Below are 22141 nucleotides of genomic sequence, written 5' to 3' on the forward strand. Positions count from 1 at the left end.
CACACGCTCCTGTCGGAGGGATCGATCCTCAGGCGTTCTGGGCCGCGACGTGGGCGCGGGCCTCATCCACGACCGGCGGCCACTCGACCGCCTCGTCGAGGACGATCCAGCCGTTCATCCGGCGGCCCTCCATTGGCTCGAACGGCTGCCCCTGTCCGGCCTCGACCAGCTCGGTCAGCCGGGCCGGGGGCAGCTTCACGACCAGGTGCTCGTGCCACCAGATCGCGAAGAACTTGGTGCCGGTCCGCAGGCCGGCCGAGCCGAACATCTTCCCGGCGGTCACGTCGCCGCCCGAGGCGTCGGCGACGAGCTGGTCCCACCGGTCGTCGGCCATGGCGGAGAGCCTCTCAGGCGGTGTGGACGACGTGGAAGGCCTCCGCGAGCCGTCCCTCCGGCAGGCCGAACCGTTGCGCCGTCGTCGCCATCCAGCCCGTCACGAACGTCTCGAGGTCGGGGTTGTGGCTGACCTGGCTGACGTGGGACCGCAGCGCCTTGAACTTCTGGGGCACGACGTCGGTCACGTCGACGGCGTGGTCCGCCCGTGGGCTGGCGCTCACCCAGACCTCCGACACCGTCCACGCGTCCAGGCCCTCCTCGGCGAGGAGTTCGGGAAAGGCGAACGGGTTGCGGGCGTCCGGGTAGACCGCCCGCAGCGTGGACTCGCCCACGGTCATGTGGTCGGGGTGGCTGGCGCCGATCCGGTCCCAGAAGCGCTCCGGTGAGGTGGTCAGCACCCGCTGGGGCCGGACCTGACGGATCACCCGGCTGATGTCGCGCCGCAGGTCGAGGCTGAGCTCGAGCCGGCCGTCGGGGTAGCCGAGGAAGCGGACGTCGCTCACGCCGACGGCGGCAGCCGCCGCGCGCTGCTCGGCCTGGCGCAGTGGACCCATCTGCTCGCGCGGGGTGTCGTCGAAACCACCCGCGTCGCCGTCGGTGACGATGCAGTAGGTGACCTCGGTGCCGGCGGCGGTCCAGCGGGCGATCGTGCCGGCGCTGCCGAAGTCGAGGTCATCGGGGTGGGCGACGACGCAGAGGGTGCGCTCGACGTGGTCCGCGGGCTGCTGCGGTGGGGGCATGGTCACCGACGAAGCGTAGACAAAGGACCCTCCTGCCCCCCACCGCTCGCAGGCTCGCGGCGGGCCCCTGCAGGAGGGCCGTCACGGAACGATCAGTCCGGCCAGCTTGTCGGGATTGGCCACGTACAGCACCTGCTCGACCAGCCCGTCGACCAGGACCAGCTGCAGCGCCATGAACGGTCCCGCGTCGGTCCACGCGACGACCGCCGGTGCGCCGTTGATCCCCGCGACCTCCACGCGCAGGCCGGGCAGATCCGCGCCCTGCGGTCCGACGGCGGCCAGGAATCGGGCCACCTTGTCCGCACCGACGATCGGCCGGCGGGCGGCCGTGACCTTGCCCCCGCCGTCGGCGATGAGGACGACGCCCGGCGCCAGGGCGGCGAGCAGGCTCTCGACGTCCCCGCTCACCGCGGCCGCGAGGAAGCGCTCGGTGACCTGGCGCTGCTCGCGGGGGTCGGTGTCGAAGCGCGGCTGCCTGGCGTGCACGTGCTCCCGGGCCCGGTGGGCCATCTGCCGGACGGCGGCGTCGCTGCGGTCCAGCGCGCCCGCGACCTCCGCGACGGACATGCCGAACACCTCCCGCAGCACGAACACCGCGCGCTCGGCGGGGGACAGCGTCTCCAGCACCACCAGCAGGGCCAGGGACACCTGCTCCCCGAGCTCCGCGGCGTCCTCCGGCTGCGCCTCCTGCGGGGCCGCCGCGACCGGCGAGCTACCGGTCAGCAGCGGCTCGGGCAGCCACGGCCCCACGTAGCTCTCCCGTCGCGCCCGGGCGGAGTCCAAGCGGTCCAGGGCCAGCCGGCTGGCGATCCGCACGAGGTAGGCGCGCTCGTCGAGCACGTCGCTCCGGTCGGCCGCCGACCAGCGCAGCCAGGTGTCCTGGACGACGTCCTCGGCGTCGGCCACGCTGCCGAGCATCTGGTACGCCACGGAGAACAGCAGCCGCCGGTGCCGGTCGAACGCGCCGAGCCCCGTGCTCGCGGGACCAGCGGTCACGATGCCGCCGCCGGGAGCTCGCAGCGGTCCTTGAAGCCCTGGCTGGTCAGGCCGAGCGCGCTGTTGAACCGTGACCGGACGTTCTCCACGGCGACCATCATGGTCAGCTCGACCAGTTCCGCGTCGTCCAGTTCGCGCCGCAGGCCCGCGACCATCTCGTCGGTGACGGACGGCGGCGTGGTGGTCATCGCTTCCGCGTACGCCATCACCTGGCGCTCGAGGTCGGTGTAGACGTCGCTGTCCCGCCAGCGGGGCACGTCGCGCAGCTTGCGCTGGTCCACACCCTCGTTGGCGCTGTTCCAGTAGCCGAAGTCGACGCACCATGAGCAGCCGATGGCCACGGCCGAGGTCAGCTCGGCGAGTGCCTTCAGCGTGGGGTCGAGCCTGTTCCACCGCTTGAGCGAGGTCTCGAAACGGGCATCGGTCATGAGGACGCGCGGGTTGTGCCCCATGGCAGCGAGCGGGTCGGCGACGACCCCCCAGCTACGGCGGGAGTACCACTCGGCCAGCCGGTAGACGAGGGTGCGGGGCGGCTGCATCGAGATGCGGGGGGTCATGGCAGTTCCTCTCCGTCGGGGTGTCACCCATGGAGACGACGCGGCCGCGCGGAACGTGACATGCGGGAGGGGAAGCCGGTCGGGTCCTCCCCCTGGCGACCCGACCGGCCCCCTGACCGGAGCATCCCGCTGGCCGTCCTCTCGACTGGCGGAATGCCGGTCCCCGGCGTCGACCTGGTCACCCGCGGGTCAGGGCGGGGTGGACGAGCCGGACGTGCCGTCAGCGATCGCGGCCCGAGGGGCGTGCGGCGGTGGCCCTGATCCGCGCGACGATCTCGGCCGGGAGCCGCCGCAGGAACGGCGGGAGCGGGATCGGCTCGGGCATGGGACCTTTCCGTCTCCTGGGGCGTGTGCTGACGTGGGGAAGAGTCGAGCCGCGCAGCTGCGGATACGTCCCGCAGACTCCGCAGATGGACACCTTCACCCTCGTCTTCGTTCTCCGGACCCCGTCCGGATTCGCCGGTCCGGTGATCGAGACGCTGAGGGGTCAGGACGAAGCTCTCCGCCTGTGGCAGGACGACGCCGATCCCAGCGTGCTGCGGGGCTCGATCGAGTGCGACGCCGTCGACCTGGACGCGGCGCTCGCCCACGGCCGCGAGCTCGCGGGCGGACTGCTCGCCAGGACCACCTCCGACCTGGCGGTCGAGGAGGTCGCGGCGATGGACGACGAGCGACAGCTGGTGTGGCGGGGGACGCCCTAGCTCAGAGCCGGCCGCGGCCCTGGCGGAGCAGCAGCATGCCCAGCGCGGCGCCGTCCGGCCCGAGCGCGGAACGGAACCGATCGAGGATCCGCTGCTCCCGGGAGAGCGAGAGGCGGGTGCCGCCACTGGCCGCGCGGAGCGCGCCGATCTCGCGGGAGATCGCCAGGCGGCGCTGCACGAGCTCGATGATCGCGGTGTCGCAGGCGTCGATCGAGCTGCGCAGCTCACCGATCCGTGCCGACGGATCGTCGACGACGACGGGGGAGGCGGTGGCGGTGTTCATCGGATGTCCTTCGGGGTGCTGGTGGCCCGTCGACCCCTGAAGACGAAGAACGCCCCGGGGCTCTTCGGGCCCGGGGCGTCTGTTGCGGCGGAGTGCTCAGCCGGCGGTGACGGACACCGGATCCCGGTGACCGTAGAAAAAGCTGACCGTGGCGAGCACGGGAGGAGTCTGCCACACGCGTGGACGGCGGCACCCATCACCCGGTCGGCACGGGGCCCGCGGGCGCCCGCCGGGACGGGTGTGGCGGACGTTCCGCGGCCCTGCGGTCGCGTCACCCGTCCGGCTTACAGTGGCAGGGACATGAGCAGCGTCCAGCAGGCCCTTCCCGGCACCGCCGCCCTCCCTCGCTCGGCCCCCGGGTCGGTGGGCCGGGAGCTCGACCGCATGCTCGCCGGCCTCAACGGGCCGCAGCGGCAGGCCGTGATCCACGAGGGCGGGCCGCTGCTCATCGTGGCCGGGGCGGGCTCGGGCAAGACCCGCGTGCTCACGCACCGGATCGCCTACCTCCTCGGCGCCCGGCACGCCCAGCCCGGTGAGATCCTCGCGATCACCTTCACCAACAAGGCCGCGGGCGAGATGAAGGAGCGGGTGGCGCACCTGGTCGGGCCCCGCGCCCGCGCCATGTGGGTCTCGACATTCCACTCCATGTGCGTGCGCATCCTGCGGGCCGAGGCCGCCAAGTTGGGTCTGAAGTCGTCGTTCACCATCTACGACCAGGGTGACTCGGTCCGGCTGATGACGATGGTGGCCCGTGACCTCGACCTCGACGCCAAGCGATACCCCGGACGCAGCCTCGCCGCCCAGATCTCGAACCTGAAGAACGAGTTGATCGACGAGGAGGGCTACGTCCCCCAGACGGCGCCGGAGAAGGTGCTGGCGGAGGCCTACAAGCTCTACCAGCAGCGGCTGCGCCAGGCGCACGCCATGGACTTCGACGACCTGATCATGAACACGGTGCACCTGCTGCAGGCGTTCCCCGACGTCGCCGAGCACTACCGGCGCCGGTTCCGGCACGTGCTGGTCGACGAGTACCAGGACACCAACCACGCCCAGTACATGCTGGTCCGCGAGCTGGTCGGCCCGGAGAACGGTCCCGTGCCGCAGGCGGAGCTCTGCGTCGTCGGCGATGCCGACCAGTCGATCTACGCCTTCCGCGGCGCCACCATCCGCAACATCGACGAGTTCGAGCGTGACTACCCGCACGCCACGACGATCGTGCTCGAGCAGAACTACCGGTCCACCCAGCGGATCCTGCGCGCGGCGAACACCGTCATCGCCAAGAACACCGGCCGCCGTCCGAAGAACCTCTGGACCGATGCCGGCGACGGGGAGCTGATCGAGGGCTACGTCGCCGACAACGAGCACGACGAGGCCGCCTGGGTCGCCGAGCAGATCGACGCGCTGGTCGACGAGGGCACCGTCCAGCCCAAGGACATCGCGGTCTTCTACCGCACGAACAACGCCTCCCGGGTCTTCGAAGAGGTGTTCATCCGTGTCGGCATGCCCTACAAGGTCGTCGGCGGGGTGCGGTTCTACGAGCGCAAGGAGGTCCGCGACGCGCTGGCCTACCTCAAGGTCGTCGCCAACCCGACCGACATCGTGAGCCTGCGCCGGGTCATCAACACCCCCAAGCGCGGCATCGGCGAGCGTGCCGAGGCCTGCATCGAGAACTTCGCCGACCGCGAACGGATCCCGTTCGCCTCCGCCCTGCGCCGCTGCTCGGAGGTCGGGGAGCTCGCCACGCGCTCGCTCAAGGCGATCCAGGAGTTCGTCGCCCTGCTGGAGGAGTTCGAGCAGCTGGTCGCGACCGGCTCCGGCCCGGCCGCACTGCTGGAGAGCATCCTCGACCGCACCGGCTACCTCACCGAGTTGCAGGCCAGCACCGACCCGCAGGACGAGGGTCGCGTCGACAACCTCAACGAGCTCATCTCGGTGGCCGCGGAGTTCGAGGCGGCGAACCCGAACGGCACGGTCACCGACTTCCTCGAGCAGGTCTCCCTGGTCGCCGACGCCGACCAGATCCCGGTCAGCGGAGACGACGCCGGCGTGGTCACGATGATGACGCTGCACACCGCCAAGGGCCTGGAGTTCCCGGTCGTCTTCCTGACCGCGCTGGAGGACGGGGTGTTCCCGCACCTGCGGGCTCTCGGCGACCCCCGGGAGCTCGAGGAAGAGCGCCGGCTGGCCTACGTCGGCATCACCCGGGCGCAGCAGCGGCTGTTCCTCTCCCGCGCCCAGGTGCGCACCAGCTGGGGCCAGCCCTCGTACAACCCGCCGTCGCGGTTCCTCGACGAGCTGCCCGCCGACACCGTGCACTGGTCACGCCTCGAGCCCGCGCCGGCGTCCAGCGGCTTCGGGTCGGCGCAGGCCCGCGTCGCGGCGACCGGGCTGTCGACCGGCGGCCTGCGTGGCGGCGCCGGGAACCGCGCGGTCATCTCGGTCGACGTCGGCGACCGGGTGAGTCACGACGCATTCGGGCTCGGAACGGTCGTCGAGGTGACCGGCGCGGGCGACAAGGCGCAGGCCACGGTCGACTTCGGCTCCGGCGGCACCAAGCGCCTGGTCCTGCGCTACGCCCCCCTCGTGAAGCTGTAGCCCGAGGCGGGGAACCCGGAGGGTTCCCCGACGAGGGCTACGTGGGCGCCCCGCGAGGTGTCGCGAGGAGCGGGGCGCGGAGCGTCCCCGACGAGCGAGCAGGGTGGGCTCAACGCAGCAGGCGCGCGGCTCGTGGCCGGGGTCGATTGGGCGGAGCCCGATCAATGGAGCCCGATCAACAAGTGTGGCCGCGGGTGTCGGCCGGAGGCCGACAGTGTCATAGCTCGACGCCGTGGTCGTTCAGGTACGTCTGCGGGTTCATCGGACGTCCCTGCATGCCGCCACGGTGGATCTCGTAGTGCAGGTGCGGGCCGGTCGACTGGCCCTGGTTGCCCACCTTGGCGATCTGGTCGCCGGCACTGACCACGTCGCCGGCGCGCACGCTGTAGTAGCGCATGTGGCCGTAGATGTGGACGTTGCCGTCGGCGTCCTGGATGTAGACGGCGTTGCCGAAGCCCGATGCCGGGCCGGCCCGCAGCACCACGCCGTCGGTCGCCGCGTAGATCGGCGTGCCCAGCGGGGCGGCGAGGTCGATGCCCCAGTGCATCTGTCCCCAGCGCATGCAGTAGCAGGTCGTGAGGCGCCCCTGGGCCGGCAGGACCGTCTTCGGGGCCCGTGCGGCGCGCGAGGCGGCGAGTTCGCCCAGGCGCGCCTGTGCCTCGGCCTCGGTGATCCCGCGGCGGACGCCGGCGTCGTCGACCTCGCTGGTGAGGCCCAGTTCGGAGCTGCCGCCCAGGCCGTAGTCCGACGCTGCCGCGGTCGCGCCGACGGGGCTGCCCAGCAGGCTGGGCGCCGCGGCCAGCAGTGCGCCGGCGATGAGGGCGGCGAACCAGAGGGGAGCCCGCCGGCCGGGCGGGTGGGGGACACGCCGCCGACGGGGGGCGGAGGGACCCGCCTCGTCGACGGGCGGGTCGATGTCGTCGGCCGCCGTCCGTGGCGCGGGGATGAGGCGTCGGACGTCGCGCCGAACCGCGGGGCGCTCGAGGACCTGCGGCGCACTGCTGCGGGACACGGCGCACCTTCCGGTCGAGCGCTTCCCTGCGCGGTGCCGCGAGTCGGCCCGTCGGGGGAGCGACGGCGGCGCAGGTGGTCACCCGTGCCGTGATCGGACCGTAACGACGCGTGAGAGCTGAGCCAGGACCCCGGCCGTGTCGTGGGACCCGCGGTGCGGGTGTGACGAACGGGATCAGGCGACAGCAGAGCCCGGGCCGAGGCGCGCCGGCACCGGGCGGACGCCGGCCAGCGTCGCGGCGACCTCGTCGACGACGCCGCGGTGCCGGGGGAGGGAGAGGTGCCCCACGCCCTGGATCAGCACGTTGCGCGCCGCCAGGTCGGGGTGGTCGCAGCGGCCCGAGGCGGTCGGCACGACCATCTGGTCGAGGTCGCTGTAGACCGCGGTGATCGGGGTCCGGCAGTCCGGTGCGGGCTCGGCCAGCTCGCGTACGACCGCCGATCCCGGCCGCAGCTGGCGGATCAGCGGCGTGGGCACGACGTGCGCCCAGAGGGAGCCGGCGTGCGGTGTGCCCAGGGTGACCAGGGACGCGACCCGTCGGTCGCCGCCCTGGCGCTGCACGTAGTAGCGGGAGATGAGTCCACCGAGGCTGTGGCCGACGACGTGCACCCGGTCGTGCCCGGTCTGCTCGCAGATGCGCTCGACGTGCTCGCCGAGGTCGGTGGCCCCGCCTGCGATGTCGGTCAGCAGCGGGCTGTAGTTCCAGGTGCCCACGTGGGCGAAGCCGCGACGGCGCAGGCTCCGGCTCATCACGGAGAAGACCGACCGGTTGTCCACCAGTCCGTGCACGAGCAGCACGGGGATGCGCGCCGCCAGCGGGTCGGCGGCGAAGAGCGCCCGGACGGCGGGGGGCTGGTTGCCCGGCCGGTTGCGCGCATCCGGGCGCAGGGCCGCCGTGCGGGTGCCGAGGGGATACATGAGCACGTGGGCCCCGACCCAGGCCAGTTCGGTCAGCCCGCCGGTCAGCGTCGAAGAGCGGCAGAGGCCGCGCAGCCCGCGCTGGGGCGCGATGTCGGGCGGCGGGTTCGTGTGCCAGTCTGGGCGCAGGCCCGCGTCATCCGTTGCGCGCACGGCGCTGCCCCCCGTTCCTGGTCCACCCGGCGGCGGCGCCGGTCTCGGCGCTGCAGATGCCCGGTCGTGTAGCCGTTCACCGGACGGTAATGCTCCTGTGTGGCGGAGTTCACACGGGCTGCGTAGCGACGCGCACGATCGAGTCCGGTTCGTGACCGGACGCCCGCGGTCGGTGACCGGCCGAGCGGCGACCATGACCGCAGACTGATGAACGACGACGAGGCGACCGAAGGGGGAACCGTGTCCCGCGACGCCCGTTCCAGAGCGGCCGGCCGACCGGTCGCATCGACTCCGCGCCGCGGCGCGGCCGCGCGGCCGGCGTCGCCGATGCGCCGGCGGGGACAGGGTGGGCCCCCCGGGGTGGCCCGCTCGATGAGCCCGGCGCGGGACGACCTGATCGTCGGGCCCGTTCCCGCGGTGGCCCGGCTGAGCGGGGCGCTGCTGGCCCTGGCCGCGCTGGCGGGCGTCGCCGCCCTCGTCCCGGTCTACCTCGTCGTGGGTGGCAAGCAGCTGTCCCTCGTGAGCGGCTTCGGTGGCGCGCTGGTCGCCCTGCTCGTGCCCGTGGCCCACCTGGCCGTCGGTGTCGTGCTGGCCCGCGGCCGGGTGCCGAAGTTCGGCCTGGCGTACGCGGCGGTCGCCGGCGCGCTGGCGGTCGGCCAGCTCCTGATCGAGATCTACCGCGGGCGGAGCTCCACCACCCGGCCGGCGGTCGAGGTGATCGCCGGCGAGCGGGTGCTCACCAGCGGCGTCGGCATCCGGGGCGGGTGGGTGCTCGAGGTCGCCGCGCTGGTGCTCGTGGTCCTCGCAGGTGTCGTCGCCACGGTCGCGTGGGGGCGCACGGTCATGGAGGACGGCGGTGCGCTGGACCCGGTCCGCTCGGGGCTGGCCGGTGCCGCGGTCCTGCTCGGTGTCGTCACCGTGCTGTCGCTCGCGCTACCGCCGGTCGACGTCCCCGACCGGCTGGTCACCGACCCGACCACCGGCCTCGAGACGGTCGTGACCAGCGAGGGACCCCAGGCCCTGCTGGAACGCCCCGGCCTCGCCCTCCTCGGCGGGCTGCTCCTCGCCGGCGCCATCCTGCTGTGCTCGGTCGTCGCGCCCTCGCTCCGGCCCAGGCTGGCCGCGGTCGGTGGGTTGCTGGCGATCGCGGTCGCCGTCCTGGCGGCCGCCCTGGGCGGACTGCACGACGCGGTGGCGTCGTCGTCCCTCGAGTGGACGGTGCCCGGTGCCGGCCTGCTGCTCACGGGGCTCGGCTACGTCCTGCTCACCGTGCTGGCCTGGAGACTGCGCCGCCGCTGACGGGGGTCCTCACTAAGCTGCGGGCGTGGACGAACGCATCCGGGTGGTCATCGCCAAGCCGGGCCTCGACGGGCACGACCGCGGCGCCAAGATCGTGGCGCGCGCACTCCGCGACGCAGGCATGGAGGTGGTCTACACCGGCCTGCACCAGACGCCCGAGCAGATCGTCGAGACCGTCGTCCAGGAGGACGCCGACGCGGTCGGCCTGTCGGTTCTCTCGGGCGCCCACATGACCCTGTTCGCCCGGCTCGCCGAGCTCATGGGTGAGCGGGGCATCGACGACGTCGTCGTGTTCGGCGGCGGGATCATCCCGGACGAGGACATCCCCGAGCTCGCGCGCCTCGGCGTCGCCCATGTCTTCACGCCCGGCGCGACGACGAACGAGATCGTCGACTGGGTGCGCGAGCACGTGGGCGCGTCGGCCGCTTAGACCACCGGCACGGTCAGCTGCTGGGTCGCGCCACCGGTGGTGAGCGTGACCGGCTGCGTCGCCGCCGAGCCGCGGTAGGCCATGTCGCCGCCGGCCAGGACCACCACGAGCCGGTGGCCGGCCGCGAAGCGGTGCACGATGCCCGGCAGCTCGATGGTCACCGGCTGGGTGACGTCGGTGACGCGCACCGGTGAGATCAGCCGGTGGGGCAGCTCGACGGCGCCGTCCGGCCCGACGTCGTAGAGCTTGGCGAACGCGACCAGCTGGCCGGCCGGATCGGCCTGCGTGAGCGCGACGGACGGCGCCGACAGCTGCACGGTCAGCCGCGGCGAGCCGACGACGTCCATCGGCTTGGCCAGGGGAGCCGTCGCGTACCGGATCGCCGTCCCGGGAGGATCGGTCACCGGCCGGCTCTGGTCGAGCCCGGACGTCTCGGTGTAGTTCGGGCCGATCGGCCCGAGGTTGCCGTACGTGCTCGCTCCCGGAACCACCCGGCGGGGGTCGCTGACGAGTGCCCCGTCGGTGCCCGGCGTGCTGGTGCCGGAGAGGTAGTACGTCCGCTCCTTGCCGACCGGGTAGGACCGCGCTGTCGCGTAGGCCTTGGTCATGTCTTGGGTGGCCTGGAAGACCCAGTCGCGGTAGTAGGCGAAGCCCTGCGGCGGGGCCGTGCCGTGGTTGCGGACGTAGTAGTCGAACCAGGCCAGCGCCGCCCGGCCCTCGAGGGACTGCGCCGGGTGGCGCATGTCGAGCTCGCTGGGGTCGCGGGTCTGGTCGCTGTGTCCCCAGGACTGCCAGGTCAGCGAGACGGGTGTGCCCTGCTTCTTGAGCGCGGTGTAGGTGGCCACGGACTCCTGCAGGTTGAACAGGGTGTCGGCCTGTCCCTGCCCGAGCAGCGTGGGCACGGTGATGTCGCTCATGTACGAGGCGACGGAGTTGGACCGCAGGAAGTCGATCGAGGCCTGGCTCGGGTAGCCCAGGGTGCTGACCTCGGCGAGGGCCTGGCACACCTGCGGCTCGAAGTTGCCGCAGTTGTTGCGGAGGTTGTCGGCGTTCGCCGGGTCCAGCAGGGCGGCGGCGTCGGCCGCGCCGTCGCCGACGCCGACCGTGGTGAACAGTGAGGCCCACTCGTACTTGAAGACGCCGGTGCCGCCGTAGGTGACCGACCCGCTGCGCGCGGTGCCCTGCGGCAGGCTGCCGTTCTCCGGCGCCAGGGAGTAGGACAGGTCGTTCCAGGTGATCAGCGGGACGATCGCGTCGAGCCGGTCGGTGCCCGCCTGCTTCTCGTAGCCGGCTGCCGCGAACTGGATCTGCCCGCCGTAGGAGCCGCCGGTCATGCCGACCTGCGGGTCGAACGGGGTCCCGGTGGTGGTGTCCTCACGAACCACCTGGTCGACGTGCACGTCGTCGCCGGTCGCGTCGTCCACCGCCTTGATCGACGGGTCGCCGCCCAGGAATCGCATGAGCTGGCTGGCCGCGGCGCCGTCGTGCTCGACGTCGTCGAGGGTGATCGGGCAGTTGTCGCCGTCGACGAAGCCGAGACCGGTGTAGGAGAGCGTCACGTAACCCTGCTCCCCGAAGCCCTGGGCGAGGTCGGCCTGGTCGGTCTTGTCGCCGCCGAAGCCGTTGGTGGCCAGCAGGGCAGCGGCGGGGTGGGCGGCGTCGACACCGGCCGGCACGTACAGGTCGGCGTCGATGTCGCACGTCCGGTCCTCCGGGCCGAGGCCGGTGACGGTGATCGTCAGGTCGCGCGGGACGATGTCGGCCGCCGACGCGGCCGGGGCGAGTGCCGCCATCCCGCCGGAGGTCAGGGTGGCGGACAGCAGGACGGTGGCGGCGCGTCGCACTGGGTCTCCTCGTCGTCGAGACGGGTGGAACGGGCACGGGCGGGCAGCGTGAGGCGGTCCGAAGGGGTGATGCGCGCTGTGATGCGCCCCACCGGTCCCGCGTACGTACAACGCCCGGGGGCGCGTGTCGGATACGGGCGGGCTACGGTGCCTTTTCGTGGATCTCTTCGAGTACCAGGCCCGTGACCTGTTGGCCTCGCACGGCGTGCCCGTGCTCCCCGGAGGCGTCGCCGAGACGCCCGAGGAGGCGGCGTCGATCGCGCGGGAGATCGCCGCGCCGGTCGTCGTCAAGGCGCAGGTGAAGGTCGGCGGCCGCGGCAAGGCCGGCGGCGTGAAGCTCGCCGACAGCCCTGAGGACGCCAAGGCGCGCGCCCAGGACATCCTCGGTCTGGACATCAAGGGGCACATCACCCACAAGGTGATGGTGGCCCAGGCCAGCGACATCGCCGAGGAGTACTACTTCTCCTACCTGCTCGACCGGTCCAACCGCACCTTCCTGGCCATGGCCTCGAAGGAGGGCGGCATGGAGATCGAGCAGCTCGCCGTCGAGCGGCCCGAGGCGCTCGCCCGCATCCCGGTCGACGCGAGCAAGGGCGTCGACGAGGCCAAGGCCGCCGAGATCGTGGACGCCGCGAACTTCCCGGCCGAGGTGCGCGACCAGGTGATCGCCATCGCGATGCGGCTGTGGGAGGTCTTCACCCAGGAGGACGCCACCCTGGTCGAGATCAACCCGCTGGCGAAGGCGCCCGACGGCACCGTCCTCGCCCTCGACGCGAAGGTGACCCTCGACGAGAACGCCGCCTTCCGGCAGCCGGAGCACGCGGCGCTGGAGGACACTGCCGCCGCCGACCCGCTCGAGGCGGCCGCCAAGGAGAAGCACCTCAACTACGTCAAGCTCGAGGGCGAGGTCGGGATCATCGGCAACGGCGCCGGGCTGGTCATGAGCACGCTGGACGTCGTCGCCTACGCCGGTGAGGAGTTCGGTGGCGTCAAGCCGGCCAACTTCCTCGACATCGGGGGTGGCGCGTCGGCCGAGGTCATGGGCAACGGGCTGCACATCATCCTGTCCGACCCCGCCGTGAAGAGCGTGTTCGTGAACGTCTTCGGTGGCATCACCTCGTGCGACGCGGTGGCCAACGGCATCGTCTCCGCGCTGCAGCACCTCGGTGACGAGGCCACCAAGCCGCTCGTCGTCCGACTCGACGGCAACAACGTCGAGGAGGGCCGGCGGATCCTCGCCGAGGCCAACCACCCCCTGGTGACCGTGGTCGACACGATGGACGGCGCAGCGCGCCGGGCCGCCGAACTCGCCGCCTGATCGCCGCCCCCACTTCGGACAGGACACCAGAATGTCGATCTTCCTCAACGAGAACAGCAAGGTCATCGTCCAGGGCATGACCGGCTCCGAGGGCAGCAAGCACACCCAGCGCATGCTCGCCTCGGGCACCGCGATCGTCGGCGGCGTGAACCCCCGCAAGGCCGGCACCAGCGTCGACTTCGACGGCGCCAGCGTCCCGGTCTTCGGCGGGGTCGCCGAGGCGATGAAGGAGACCGGCGCCGACGTCAGCGTGATCTTCGTGCCGCCGCCGTTCGCCAAGGCCGCCGTCATCGAGGCCGTCGACGCCGGCATCGGCCTCGCCGTGGTCATCACCGAGGGCATCCCGGTGCACGACTCGACCTACTTCTGGGCGCACGCCCAGGGCGGCTCGACGCGGATCATCGGGCCGAACTGCCCGGGCCTGATCAGCCCCGGGCGCTCGAACGCCGGCATCATCCCGGCCAACATCACCAAGCAGGGCAAGATCGGGTTGGTCAGCAAGTCCGGCACCCTGACGTACCAGATGATGTACGAGCTCCGGGACATCGGTTTCTCGACCGCCGTCGGCATCGGTGGCGACCCGGTCATCGGCACCACGCACATCGACTGCCTCCAGGCGTTCCAGGACGATCCGGAGACCGAGGCCATCGTGATGATCGGCGAGATCGGTGGCGACGCCGAGGAGCGGGCCGCCGACTTCGTCAAGGCCAACGTCACCAAGCCGGTCGTCGGCTACGTCGCCGGCTTCACCGCCCCCGAGGGCAAGACGATGGGCCACGCCGGCGCCATCGTGTCCGGCTCGGCCGGCACCGCCCAGGCGAAGAAGGAGGCCCTCGAGGCCGCCGGCGTGCGCGTGGGCAAGACGCCGTCGGAGACCGCGAAGCTCATGCGGGAGATCGTCGGCGGGTAGTTCTTCTGGGAAGGCCCCCCTTCAGGGTCCCGCGCCGAGCGTGCGAGGCGTGGGGGGAAGGGGGGTCCTTCTGGGCGACGGCGGGCGACATTCTGTTGCGGACGGGGCTCCGGTGCGGCCACGATGCGGCTCGCACCCCCGCCGTTCAGCGAGGAGAACCCCGCGATGACGTCCAGCCAGCCCCCGCAGCCGCCCATGGGCGCCCAGCCACCGCAACCGGGCCCGCAGCCGCCGCCCGGTTACGCCGCGCCGCCCCCGTCCGGGCCGCCGCCGGGGTACGCGCAGCAGCCGCCGCCGGGGTACGCGCCTCCGCCGGGTTACGGGCAGCAGCCCCCGCCCCCACCGGGATACGGCCCTCCGCAGCAGGCCCCGCACCCGTACGGGCACCCGCAGGCCACCGGTAGTGGCGTCTCGTTCGACGCCAAGAAGCTGACGATGGCCTCGTACGTGATCGCCGGGCTGACGCTGCTCTACCTGATCCTCAGCTTCTTCACCTGGTACGACCTGAGCAGCGAGGACTTCTTCGGGGTCGGGTTCAACGTCAGTGGATGGGTCGGTTCGGGCCAGGTCAAGACGGCGTTCTTCCTCTTCCTGCTCGCGACCCTGTGGGCGCTGCTCCCGGCGTTCACCGACCTGAAGCTCGGTTTCCCGCACGCCTGGGTCACCGTGGGCCTGGCCGCGCTCGGCTTCGTGCTCACGCTGATCGCGTGGATCGACACGTTCAAGTGGAACTTCTCGATCTGGGCGCTGCTCGGCTTCCTGACGGCGACGGCGATCCTGCTGTTCTCCGTGCTCACCCTGCTGCCCGAACTGCGCAACCGTCCGGCGCTCCCGGGCGGGTTGGCGAGCGCGGCGCACTGGGCCAACCAGCAGGCGCCCGAGTTCGGTCAGCCGGGCCAGCCGCGGCCCCAGCACCAGCCCACCCCGCCGTACGGGCAGCAGCAGTACGCGCCCCCGCCCCCGCCGCCGTCGCCGGGCGGTCCGCCGGCCTACGGTCCGCCGTCCGGAGGCCCGGCCGGCCCGCCGCCTGCGGCGCCACCGGAACCCGCACCGGGCGGGGCCACCGCCGCGGGCGAGAACCCACCGGAGCGCCCCGCAGGCACCTGATCGACCGAGGGCCGTCCGCCCCGGCGCCCGCACACCGGGCGCCGGGGCGGACGTCGCTCTCCGTACGGGCGCGCCGGGGTCGGGCGATCGCCCTTTCCGGTCGCCCGGCGCGTGCGCCGGGCCTTCGGCGCGCGGGCTTGCGAGCATGGGGACGTGGTCTCCCTGCTCGCACGCCTTCCGCGGCGGGGCGCAGCCGGACGTTCGCCGCTGTCCCTGATCTGGCTCGCCCTGGCCGGTGGCCTCGCGGTCACGGCGGCGGGGCTGACCGGGCTGGGACTCGCGCTGGTCGTCGTCCAGACCCTGGACCCGACGGGCGGTCTCGGCACGGGGGAGTCACTCGCGCTGGCCGGGCGGCTCTGGCTGCTGGCCCAGGGCGGCGAGCTGGACATCGGGAGCGGGCCGCTGGTCGTGGCTCCGCTGCTGCTGACCCTCGGCATCGCCTGGGGTCTGTCGTGGGCCGGCCGCGGGCTGGCGCGCCTGCACGACGTGGACGCCGCTCCGGACGCCGCTCGGGCGGCCGGCCTGCTCGTCGCCGTGCACGTCGCGCTCACCCTCGTGCTGGCCCTCGTCGTCGACTCGCCGCGGGCTGATGTCGGGATGCTCCGGACGCTCGCGGGCGCCGCCGTCCTGGGCGTGCTCGCCGTCGGCTGGGGCGTGGGCCGGGAGTCCGGGGTCCTCGACGCCACCGTGGACCGGCTGCCCGGGGCCCCACGGCCGATGCTGAGGGGTGTGCTGGCAGGCCTGCTGACCGCGCTGGCCCTGTGCACCGCCGTCGTCGCCGTCGCGGTGGCCGCCGACGCGCACGGCTACGCGGCCCTCTCCGGCTCGCTGGGTGGGGCCGCGGCCGGCGCGTTGGGGCTGCTCGGCCTCGAGGTGCTGCTGCTGCCGAACGCGGCGGCCGCCGTCCTCGGGTTGGCGGCCGGCCCCGGCTTCTCGGTCGGCGCCGGAACGCTCGTGTCCGTGCACGGGGTCACGCTGGGCGCCGTGCCGGCGCTGCCGCTGCTGGCCGCCCTGCCCGACACGCAGGCGGTACCGCTGATCGCCTTCGCGTCGCAGGCGATCCCGGCCCTGGCCGGCCTGGTCGCCGGTCGCACGGTCGGCCGCTGGTTCGGCGACGAGGACGGCGGCTCGCTCGTGGCGGGGCTCACCGGGCTGCTGGCCGGAGTGCTGCTCGGCGTCGTGAGCGGGCTGCTCGTGTGGGTGGCCGGCGGCTCGCTGGGTGACGGCGCGCTGGCCGAGGTGGGCGCCCCCGCGCTCGGCACGGGGATCGCCGTCGCCGCGCAGAGCGGGATCGCCGCCGCGATCGCCGCCACTGTCGCCCGCTGGCGGTCGCTGGGCTGAACCCGGCCCGTCGGGGCGGCCGGTCGCCCCGGCTACTGTCGATGCCGTGCCCGCAGCGTCGCCGATCTCGCGGGCCCGCATCGCCGTCCTGCTCTCCGGGACCGGGTCGCTGTGCGCCGCGCTGCTCGCCGCCACCGACGACCCCGCCTACCCGGCCGCGGTCGTCGCGGTCGGCAGCGACCGCGACGCCGAGGGACTGCAGCATGCGCGCCGCCGCGGCCTGCCCACCTTCGTCTGCGCGGTGCGCGACCACGGCGACCGGAGCGCCTGGGACCGCGCACTCGCCGCGGAACTGGCCGGGTTCGAGCCCGACCTGGTCGTCTCCGCCGGCTTCATGAAGATCGTCGGGCCCGCCGTGCTGGAGGCGTTCGGGGGCCGCCTGATCAACACCCACCCCGCCCTGCTGCCCTCGTTCCCGGGCGCGCACGCCGTTCGCGACGCCCTGGCCTCCGGCGTCGGCGCGACGGGTGCGACCGTGCACGTGGTCGACGCCGGCGTGGACACCGGTCCGGTGCTGGCTCAGCGGGAGGTCGCCGTCCTGCCCGGGGACGACGAGGCGCGCCTGCACGAACGGATCAAGGACGTGGAGCGCGAGCTCCTGGTGCAGACGGTGGCGCAGCTGGTTCCCGCCGTCCTGGAATCGAAGAGGAAGAGCGACCGATGAGCGACCGCACCCCCATCCGCCGCGCGCTGCTGGGCGTCTACGACAAGACCGGGGTGGAGGAGCTGGCGGCCGGTCTCGCCGCCGCGGGTGTCGAGCTGGTCAGCACCGGAGCGACGGCCCGCCGGATCGCCGACGCCGGCATCCCGGTCACGCCGGTCGAGCAGGTCACCGGTTTTCCCGAGTGCCTCGACGGCCGGGTGAAGACGCTGCACCCGGCCGTGCACGCCGGGATCCTCGCCGACCGGCGCAAGCCCGAGCACGTCGGCCAGCTCGAGGATCTCGGCATCGCGCCGTTCGACCTCGTGGTGGTGAACCTGTACCCCTTCACCGAGACGGTGGCCTCCGGCGCGACCCCGGACGAGTGCGTCGAGCAGATCGACATCGGCGGTCCGGCGATGGTGCGCGCCGCGGCGAAGAACCACCCGTCGGTGGCCGTCGTCGTCGATCCGGCCCGGTACCCGGACGTGTTGAGCGCCGTCGCCGCCGGCGGCTTCACCCTGGCCGAGCGGCAGAAGCTGGCGGCGGCCGCCTTCCGGCACACGGCGTCCTACGACATCGCGGTCGCCTCGTGGATGGGCAACGTCCTGGCTCCGGACGACGACAGCGGCTTTCCCACGTGGGTCGGCGCCAGCTGGGACCGGGCCGAGGTGCTGCGGTACGGCGAGAACCCGCACCAGGGCGCCGCGCTCTACCGGGGAGTCGAGCGCGGACTGGCGCACGCCGAGCAGCTGCACGGCAAGGCGATGTCCTACAACAACTACATCGACACCGACGCGGCCTGGCGGGCAGCGCACGACCACGCCGAGCCGTGCGTGGCCGTCATCAAGCACGCGAACCCGTGCGGCATCGCCGTCGGCGCCGACATCGCCTCGGCCCACCGCAAGGCGCACGCCTGCGACCCCATCTCGGCGTTCGGCGGGGTGATCGCCGCCAACCGCGAGGTCGACCTCACCATGGCCGAGCAGGTGGCCCAGGTCTTCACCGAGGTCGTGGTGGCGCCGTCCTTCACCGACGACGCCGTCGCGGTGCTGACCGCGAAGAAGAACATCCGGCTGCTGCGGCTGCCGCACATCCCCGGCCCGGGTGCGGAGATGCGGCCGGTCAGCGGCGGGCTGCTGCTGCAGGTGAAGGACCGGCTCGACGCCCCCGGTGACGACCCGACCACCTGGACCCTGGCTACCGGGGAGCCGCTGGACGCCGCCGGGCTCGACGACCTGGTGTTCGCGTGGCGGGCCGTGCGCGCGGTGAAGAGCAACGCGATCCTGCTCGCCCACGACCGCGCCACCGTCGGTGTGGGCATGGGCCAGGTCAACCGGGTCGACTCCGCGCGCCTCGCCGTGGCGCGGGCGGGGGAGCGGGCCGCGGGGTCGGTGGCGGCGTCCGACGCCTTCTTCCCCTTCGCCGACGGGCTCCAGGTGCTCCTGGACGCGGGCGTGCGCGCCGTCGTCCAGCCCGGCGGGTCGGTGCGCGACGAGGAGGTCGTGGCTGCCGCGGCCGCGGCCGGGGTGCCGCTGTACCTGACCGGCACCCGCCACTTCGCGCACTGATGCGCGGCCGCCCGCACGTCGAACCGCCGGAGGAGGGATCCGAGGTCGAGGGCGAGGACTTCGCACGGGTCGACTGGTGGGGCGCCGAGCTCTCCGGTGTCACGTTCACCCGATGCCGGTTCGACGACGCCGGGCTGGAGGAGCTGATCACCCGCCGGTGCGTGTTCGAGCAGTGCGTGCTCACCGGCGTCCGGATGGGCGGCGCGAAGCACCACGGCTCGGCGTTCCTGTCCTGCCGGTTCGACCGCGCCAAGCTCTTCGACGTGGTCTGGGAGGGCTGCAAGCTGACCGGGTCGCAGTTCCTCGGCGCGGACCTCCGGCCGATGACCTCGACCGACAGCGACTGGAGTTTCACCTCGCTGCGCGGCGCCGACCTCTCGGGCCTGGACCTGTCGCGGCAGCGGTTCCGCGAGGCCGACCTCACCGACGCCGACCTGCGCGAGTGCGACCTGACCGGCGCGAACCTGGATCGGGCCCGGCTGCAGTCGACCAAGCTGCGAGGGGCCGACCTGCGCCGCGCCTCGATGGACGAGGTGAACTGGCGCGGCTTCGAGCTGACCGGCGTCCGGATCGACCTGGTCCACGCGGTGCAGTTCGCCCGCGCCCACGGAGCGCTGGTCTCGGACTAAGCTCTCCGGGGCCGGGTGAGCACCGCTTTCAGGCTGCCGAGCAGGCCGAGGACGGCGACGGCGATCGCGCACCAGAAGCCGGGCCCGAAGAAGCCGAGCTTCCACTTCGCATCCACCAGCGGCACGAGCACCGCGGCAGTGATCGCCAGGCTCACGATCAGGGCCAGCAGGCCGACGAAGCGGTGCGAGCGGGCCGGCAACCACAGCGCCAGCCCGAGCAGGAACAGCAGGCCGCCCCCGAGCACGATCACCAGGGGCTGCCACAGTCCGCTGGACAACGCCCCGCCGAGGTCGTCGAACCCCTGGCGCAGCAGCCCCCAGCCGCTGACGTCGCGGTCGGCGATCCAGTGCAGGACCAGGCTCACGGCGGCCACCAGGCCGGCCAGGATGAGCAGGAGCCCACCGAGGCTCTCCGGCCCGCGGATCGCCACCGGCCGGGCCGAGTACGGCGGGGTGGTCGGCTCGGCTGCGCTGTAGGCCGTGGTGCCGGGCGTGGCCGGTGGGAAGGGCTCGCTCATCACCCGAGCCTAGGACCGCGGCGTCGCTCGTGGCGACGCTCGGGCAGACTGTCGGTCGTGCCCGCGACGATCCTGGACGGCAAGGCGACCGCGGCCGCCATCCGCGACGAACTGACGGCGCGCGTCGACGCGCTGAGCGCCGCCGGCCACCGTCCGGGGCTCGGCACGCTGCTGGTCGGTGACGACCCGGCCAGCCGCTGGTACGTCAACGCCAAGCACTCCGACTGCGCGCAGGTCGGCATCGGCAGCATCCAGCGCGAGCTCCCGGCCGCGGCGACCCAGGACGACGTCCTGGCGGTGGTCGCCGAGCTCAACGCCGACCCGTCGTGCACCGGCTACATCGTCCAGCTGCCGCTGCCGCGGCACATCGACGAGTACGCCGTCCTCGAGGCGATGGACCCGGAGAAGGACGCCGACGGGCTGCACCCCACCAACCTCGGTCGCCTGGTGCTGGGCGTGCCCGGCCCGCTGCCCTGCACGCCCGTCGGCATCGTCGAACTGCTGCGCCGCTTCGACGTGCCGATCGCCGGTGCGGAGGTGGTCGTGATCGGCCGGGGGGTGACCGTCGGCCGCCCGCTGGGGCTGCTGCTCACCCGCCGCTCGGAGAACGCGACCGTGACCCTCTGCCACACGGGCACGCGCGACCTCGCCGCCCACGTGCGCGGTGCCGACATCGTCGTCGCCGCGGCCGGGGTCCCCGGGCTGATCACCGCCGCGATGGTGAAGCCGGGTGCCGCCGTCCTGGACGTCGGGGTCAGCCGGGTGGACGGGAAGATCGCCGGGGACGTCGCTCCGGACGTCGCCGACGTCGCCGGCCACGTGGCCCCGAACCCCGGGGGAGTCGGCCCCATGACCCGCGCGATGCTGCTGCAGAACGTCGTCCTCGCCGCGGAGCACGTCTCCGCGGCGTCATCGCCGGGGTGACGTCGTGACCCAGCCGCTCTACGTCCGCCGGCCGTTCCTCGCGGGGCTGCTCCGCCAGCTGCCGCTGCTGGCCGTCCTGGTCGCGGTCGCCATCGGCCTGCTCCTGGTCACCTTCGACCACTGGCGCCGCGGCATCGTCGTCATCGGGCTGGCGCTGATCGGCGCCGCGGTCCTGCGGCTGCTGCTGCCGGTCCGGCGGGTGGGCTTCCTCGCCGTCCGGAGCCGGTCGGTGGACGTCGTCCTGCTCGCCGGCACCGGCCTGCTGCTCACCGTCATCGTGCTGACTCTCCCCTTCACCTGAGCCCCCGGTGCGGTGCGCCGACCTCGGCGCTAGGTTGCTGGGCATGTCTGAGAAGGCCCGGCAGGGCAAGGTCACCGTCGTCGGCGCCGGTTTCTACGGCTCCACCACCGCTCTCCGCCTCGCGGAGTACGACGTCTTCGAGACGGTCGTGCTCACCGACATCGTCGAGGGGAAGCCCGAGGGCATCGCGCTCGACATGAACCAGTCGCGGCCGATCGAGGGCTTCGAGACCAAGATCGTCGGCGTCGGCGGCGGGTCCTACGAGGGCACCGAGGGGTCCGACGTCGTCGTGATCACCGCCGGCCTCCCGCGCAAGCCCGGCATGAGCCGGATGGACCTGATCGAGACCAACGCGAAGATCGTCCGGCAGGTCGCCGAGAACATCGCCGCCACGTCGCCGGACGCGGTGATCATCGTCGTCTCGAACCCGCTCGACGAGATGACGGCCCTGGCGCAGCTGGCCACCGGCTTCCCGAAGAACCGGGTCATGGGCCAGGCCGGCATGCTGGACACCGCGCGCTTCACCAACAACGTCGCCGAGGAGCTGGGCGTACCGGTCGGGTCGGTGAAGACGCTGACCCTCGGCTCGCACGGCGACACGATGGTGCCGGTGCCCTCGCGCTGCACCGTCGACGGCAAGCCGCTGTCCGACGTCCTGGCGCAGGACCGGATCGACCACCTGGTCGACCGCACGCGTAACGGCGGCGCCGAGGTCGTGGCCCTGCTCAAGACCGGGTCGGCGTACTACGCGCCGTCCGCGGCCGCGGCCCGCATGGCGAAGGCCGTCATGGAGGACTCCGGCGCGGTGATGCCGGTGTGCGCATGGGTCGACGGCGAGTACGGCATCAACGGCGTGTACCTCGGCGTCGAGGCCGAGATCGGGCGCGAGGGCGTGCGCCGGGTCGTCGAGGGCGACCTGACCGAGACCGAGCTGGCCGGGCTGAAGGAGGCCGCCGAGGCGGTGCGCGCCAAGCAGGCCGACGTCGCCGACCTGTGATCGCGGGCGGCCCCTGCTCCG

General features: G+C 73.1%; 23 protein-coding genes. 14 read left to right on the forward strand and 9 right to left on the reverse strand.

Features of this window, described 5'->3' with window-relative positions; translation table 11 throughout:
• Positions 1-28: 28 nt before the first annotated feature.
• From AC2H4J_RS13295 to AC2H4J_RS13310, 4 genes are all read right to left on the reverse strand, one after another.
• Positions 29-334: a TfoX/Sxy family protein gene (locus AC2H4J_RS13295; RefSeq protein ID WP_487465344.1), complete on the reverse strand. Its 306-nt coding sequence runs from the start codon at positions 332-334 to the stop codon at positions 29-31.
• A 13-nt stretch (positions 335-347) separates the two neighbouring features.
• On the reverse strand, positions 348-1076 hold the full coding sequence (locus AC2H4J_RS13300) for a PIG-L deacetylase family protein (protein WP_487465395.1): 729 nt from the start codon (positions 1074-1076) through the stop codon (positions 348-350).
• 81 nt (positions 1077-1157) lie between these two features.
• Entirely contained in the window at positions 1158-2072 is a 915-nt protein-coding gene (locus tag AC2H4J_RS13305) for an RNA polymerase sigma-70 factor (protein WP_487465345.1), read from the reverse strand.
• Complete coding sequence (locus AC2H4J_RS13310; protein WP_487465346.1) at positions 2069-2629, reverse strand: carboxymuconolactone decarboxylase family protein; 561 nt, start codon at positions 2627-2629, stop codon at positions 2069-2071. The genes AC2H4J_RS13305 and AC2H4J_RS13310 overlap by 4 nt, the downstream gene beginning before the upstream one ends.
• A 410-nt stretch (positions 2630-3039) precedes the next feature.
• Here AC2H4J_RS13310 and AC2H4J_RS13315 point away from each other — a divergent pair, with 410 nt between their 5' ends.
• On the forward strand, positions 3040-3330 hold the full coding sequence (locus AC2H4J_RS13315) for a hypothetical protein (RefSeq protein WP_487465347.1): 291 nt from the start codon (positions 3040-3042) through the stop codon (positions 3328-3330).
• A gap of 1 nt (position 3331) precedes the next feature.
• Here AC2H4J_RS13315 and AC2H4J_RS13320 read toward each other — a convergent pair whose 3' ends face one another.
• On the reverse strand, positions 3332-3613 hold the full coding sequence (locus tag AC2H4J_RS13320) for a chorismate mutase (RefSeq protein ID WP_487465348.1): 282 nt from the start codon (positions 3611-3613) through the stop codon (positions 3332-3334).
• A gap of 300 nt (positions 3614-3913) precedes the next feature.
• On the opposite strand from AC2H4J_RS13320, the gene pcrA reads away from it, so the two are divergent.
• Positions 3914-6208 (forward strand): DNA helicase PcrA, encoded by a 2295-nt coding sequence (pcrA, locus tag AC2H4J_RS13325; RefSeq protein WP_487465349.1) that lies wholly within the window; start codon positions 3914-3916, stop codon positions 6206-6208.
• Between the two features lie 217 nt (positions 6209-6425).
• Here pcrA and AC2H4J_RS13330 read toward each other — a convergent pair whose 3' ends face one another.
• Both AC2H4J_RS13330 and AC2H4J_RS13335 read right to left on the reverse strand, forming a co-directional pair.
• Positions 6426-7220, reverse strand: coding sequence for a M23 family metallopeptidase (locus AC2H4J_RS13330; protein ID WP_487465350.1), 795 nt, complete (start codon positions 7218-7220; stop codon positions 6426-6428).
• A gap of 174 nt (positions 7221-7394) precedes the next feature.
• On the reverse strand, positions 7395-8291 hold the full coding sequence (locus AC2H4J_RS13335) for an esterase/lipase family protein (RefSeq protein WP_487465351.1): 897 nt from the start codon (positions 8289-8291) through the stop codon (positions 7395-7397).
• A 372-nt stretch (positions 8292-8663) separates the two neighbouring features.
• On the opposite strand from AC2H4J_RS13335, the gene AC2H4J_RS13340 reads away from it, so the two are divergent.
• Both AC2H4J_RS13340 and icmB read left to right on the forward strand, forming a co-directional pair.
• Positions 8664-9590, forward strand: coding sequence for a hypothetical protein (locus AC2H4J_RS13340; protein ID WP_487465352.1), 927 nt, complete (start codon positions 8664-8666; stop codon positions 9588-9590).
• 25 nt (positions 9591-9615) lie between these two features.
• Positions 9616-10020 (forward strand): coenzyme B12-dependent isobutyryl CoA mutase small subunit, encoded by a 405-nt coding sequence (gene icmB / locus AC2H4J_RS13345; RefSeq protein WP_487465353.1) that lies wholly within the window; start codon positions 9616-9618, stop codon positions 10018-10020.
• Here icmB and AC2H4J_RS13350 read toward each other — a convergent pair.
• Entirely contained in the window at positions 10017-11864 is a 1848-nt protein-coding gene (locus AC2H4J_RS13350) for a CocE/NonD family hydrolase (RefSeq protein ID WP_487465354.1), read from the reverse strand. The two genes, icmB and AC2H4J_RS13350, sit on opposite strands and share 4 nt — an antisense overlap.
• 157 nt (positions 11865-12021) lie before the next feature.
• On the opposite strand from AC2H4J_RS13350, the gene sucC reads away from it, so the two are divergent.
• The 7 genes from sucC (at position 12022) to AC2H4J_RS13385 (ending at position 19380) form a co-directional block, all read left to right on the forward strand.
• Positions 12022-13182, forward strand: a complete 1161-nt coding sequence (gene sucC, locus AC2H4J_RS13355) for an ADP-forming succinate--CoA ligase subunit beta (RefSeq protein WP_487465355.1) — start codon at positions 12022-12024, stop codon at positions 13180-13182.
• A 31-nt stretch (positions 13183-13213) separates the two neighbouring features.
• Positions 13214-14092 carry a succinate--CoA ligase subunit alpha gene (sucD, locus tag AC2H4J_RS13360; protein WP_487465356.1) on the forward strand — a complete coding sequence of 293 codons (879 nt, stop codon included), beginning with the start codon at positions 13214-13216 and terminating at the stop codon, positions 14090-14092.
• 123 nt (positions 14093-14215) lie between these two features.
• Complete coding sequence (locus AC2H4J_RS13365) at positions 14216-15199, forward strand: hypothetical protein (protein WP_487465357.1); 984 nt, start codon at positions 14216-14218, stop codon at positions 15197-15199.
• Between the two features lie 153 nt (positions 15200-15352).
• On the forward strand, positions 15353-16540 hold the full coding sequence (locus AC2H4J_RS13370) for a cell division protein PerM (protein ID WP_487465358.1): 1188 nt from the start codon (positions 15353-15355) through the stop codon (positions 16538-16540).
• A 46-nt stretch (positions 16541-16586) separates the two neighbouring features.
• Positions 16587-17204: a phosphoribosylglycinamide formyltransferase gene (gene purN / locus AC2H4J_RS13375; protein WP_487465359.1), complete on the forward strand. Its 618-nt coding sequence runs from the start codon at positions 16587-16589 to the stop codon at positions 17202-17204.
• Positions 17201-18751, forward strand: coding sequence for a bifunctional phosphoribosylaminoimidazolecarboxamide formyltransferase/IMP cyclohydrolase (purH, locus tag AC2H4J_RS13380; protein ID WP_487465360.1), 1551 nt, complete (start codon positions 17201-17203; stop codon positions 18749-18751). Before purN ends, purH begins: the two co-directional genes overlap by 4 nt.
• A complete protein-coding gene (locus AC2H4J_RS13385) occupies positions 18751-19380 on the forward strand; it encodes a pentapeptide repeat-containing protein (RefSeq protein WP_487465361.1) in 630 nt (209 codons plus the stop codon). Before purH ends, AC2H4J_RS13385 begins: the two co-directional genes overlap by 1 nt.
• Here AC2H4J_RS13385 and AC2H4J_RS13390 read toward each other — a convergent pair.
• Positions 19377-19898: a hypothetical protein gene (locus AC2H4J_RS13390; RefSeq protein WP_487465362.1), complete on the reverse strand. Its 522-nt coding sequence runs from the start codon at positions 19896-19898 to the stop codon at positions 19377-19379. The two genes, AC2H4J_RS13385 and AC2H4J_RS13390, sit on opposite strands and share 4 nt — an antisense overlap.
• Positions 19899-19955: 57 nt before the next feature.
• Between AC2H4J_RS13390 and AC2H4J_RS13395 the strand changes: the two genes are divergently transcribed.
• The 3 genes from AC2H4J_RS13395 to mdh are packed head-to-tail and all read left to right on the forward strand — an operon-like array spanning position 19956 to position 22120.
• Entirely contained in the window at positions 19956-20822 is an 867-nt protein-coding gene (locus tag AC2H4J_RS13395; protein ID WP_487465363.1) for a bifunctional methylenetetrahydrofolate dehydrogenase/methenyltetrahydrofolate cyclohydrolase, read from the forward strand.
• A gap of 4 nt (positions 20823-20826) precedes the next feature.
• The gene (locus tag AC2H4J_RS13400) at positions 20827-21123 is read left to right on the forward strand and encodes a DUF3017 domain-containing protein (RefSeq protein WP_487465364.1); all 297 of its coding nucleotides are present in this window, start codon (positions 20827-20829) and stop codon (positions 21121-21123) included.
• Positions 21124-21166: 43 nt separating this feature from the next.
• Positions 21167-22120, forward strand: a complete 954-nt coding sequence (gene mdh / locus AC2H4J_RS13405) for a malate dehydrogenase (RefSeq protein ID WP_487465365.1) — start codon at positions 21167-21169, stop codon at positions 22118-22120.
• The last annotated feature ends 21 nt before the right edge of the window (positions 22121-22141 follow it).

The sequence above is a fragment of the Blastococcus sp. OS1-29 genome (assembly GCF_057628075.1).

Coding starts and splice junctions, on each gene's coding strand:
- AC2H4J_RS13295 (WP_487465344.1), bottom strand. CDS start 334: ATGGCCGACGACCGGTGGGACCAGCTCGTCGCCGACGCCTCGGGCGGC.
- AC2H4J_RS13300 (WP_487465395.1), bottom strand. CDS start 1,076: ATGCCCCCACCGCAGCAGCCCGCGGACCACGTCGAGCGCACCCTCTGC.
- AC2H4J_RS13310 (WP_487465346.1), bottom strand. CDS start 2,629: ATGACCCCCCGCATCTCGATGCAGCCGCCCCGCACCCTCGTCTACCGG.
- AC2H4J_RS13315 (WP_487465347.1), top strand. CDS start 3,040: ATGGACACCTTCACCCTCGTCTTCGTTCTCCGGACCCCGTCCGGATTC.
- AC2H4J_RS13320 (WP_487465348.1), bottom strand. CDS start 3,613: ATGAACACCGCCACCGCCTCCCCCGTCGTCGTCGACGATCCGTCGGCA.
- pcrA (WP_487465349.1), top strand. CDS start 3,914: ATGAGCAGCGTCCAGCAGGCCCTTCCCGGCACCGCCGCCCTCCCTCGC.
- AC2H4J_RS13340 (WP_487465352.1), top strand. CDS start 8,664: ATGAGCCCGGCGCGGGACGACCTGATCGTCGGGCCCGTTCCCGCGGTG.
- sucD (WP_487465356.1), top strand. CDS start 13,214: ATGTCGATCTTCCTCAACGAGAACAGCAAGGTCATCGTCCAGGGCATG.
- AC2H4J_RS13365 (WP_487465357.1), top strand. CDS start 14,216: ATGCGGCTCGCACCCCCGCCGTTCAGCGAGGAGAACCCCGCGATGACG.
- purH (WP_487465360.1), top strand. CDS start 17,201: ATGAGCGACCGCACCCCCATCCGCCGCGCGCTGCTGGGCGTCTACGAC.
- AC2H4J_RS13385 (WP_487465361.1), top strand. CDS start 18,751: ATGCGCGGCCGCCCGCACGTCGAACCGCCGGAGGAGGGATCCGAGGTC.
- AC2H4J_RS13390 (WP_487465362.1), bottom strand. CDS start 19,898: ATGAGCGAGCCCTTCCCACCGGCCACGCCCGGCACCACGGCCTACAGC.
- mdh (WP_487465365.1), top strand. CDS start 21,167: ATGTCTGAGAAGGCCCGGCAGGGCAAGGTCACCGTCGTCGGCGCCGGT.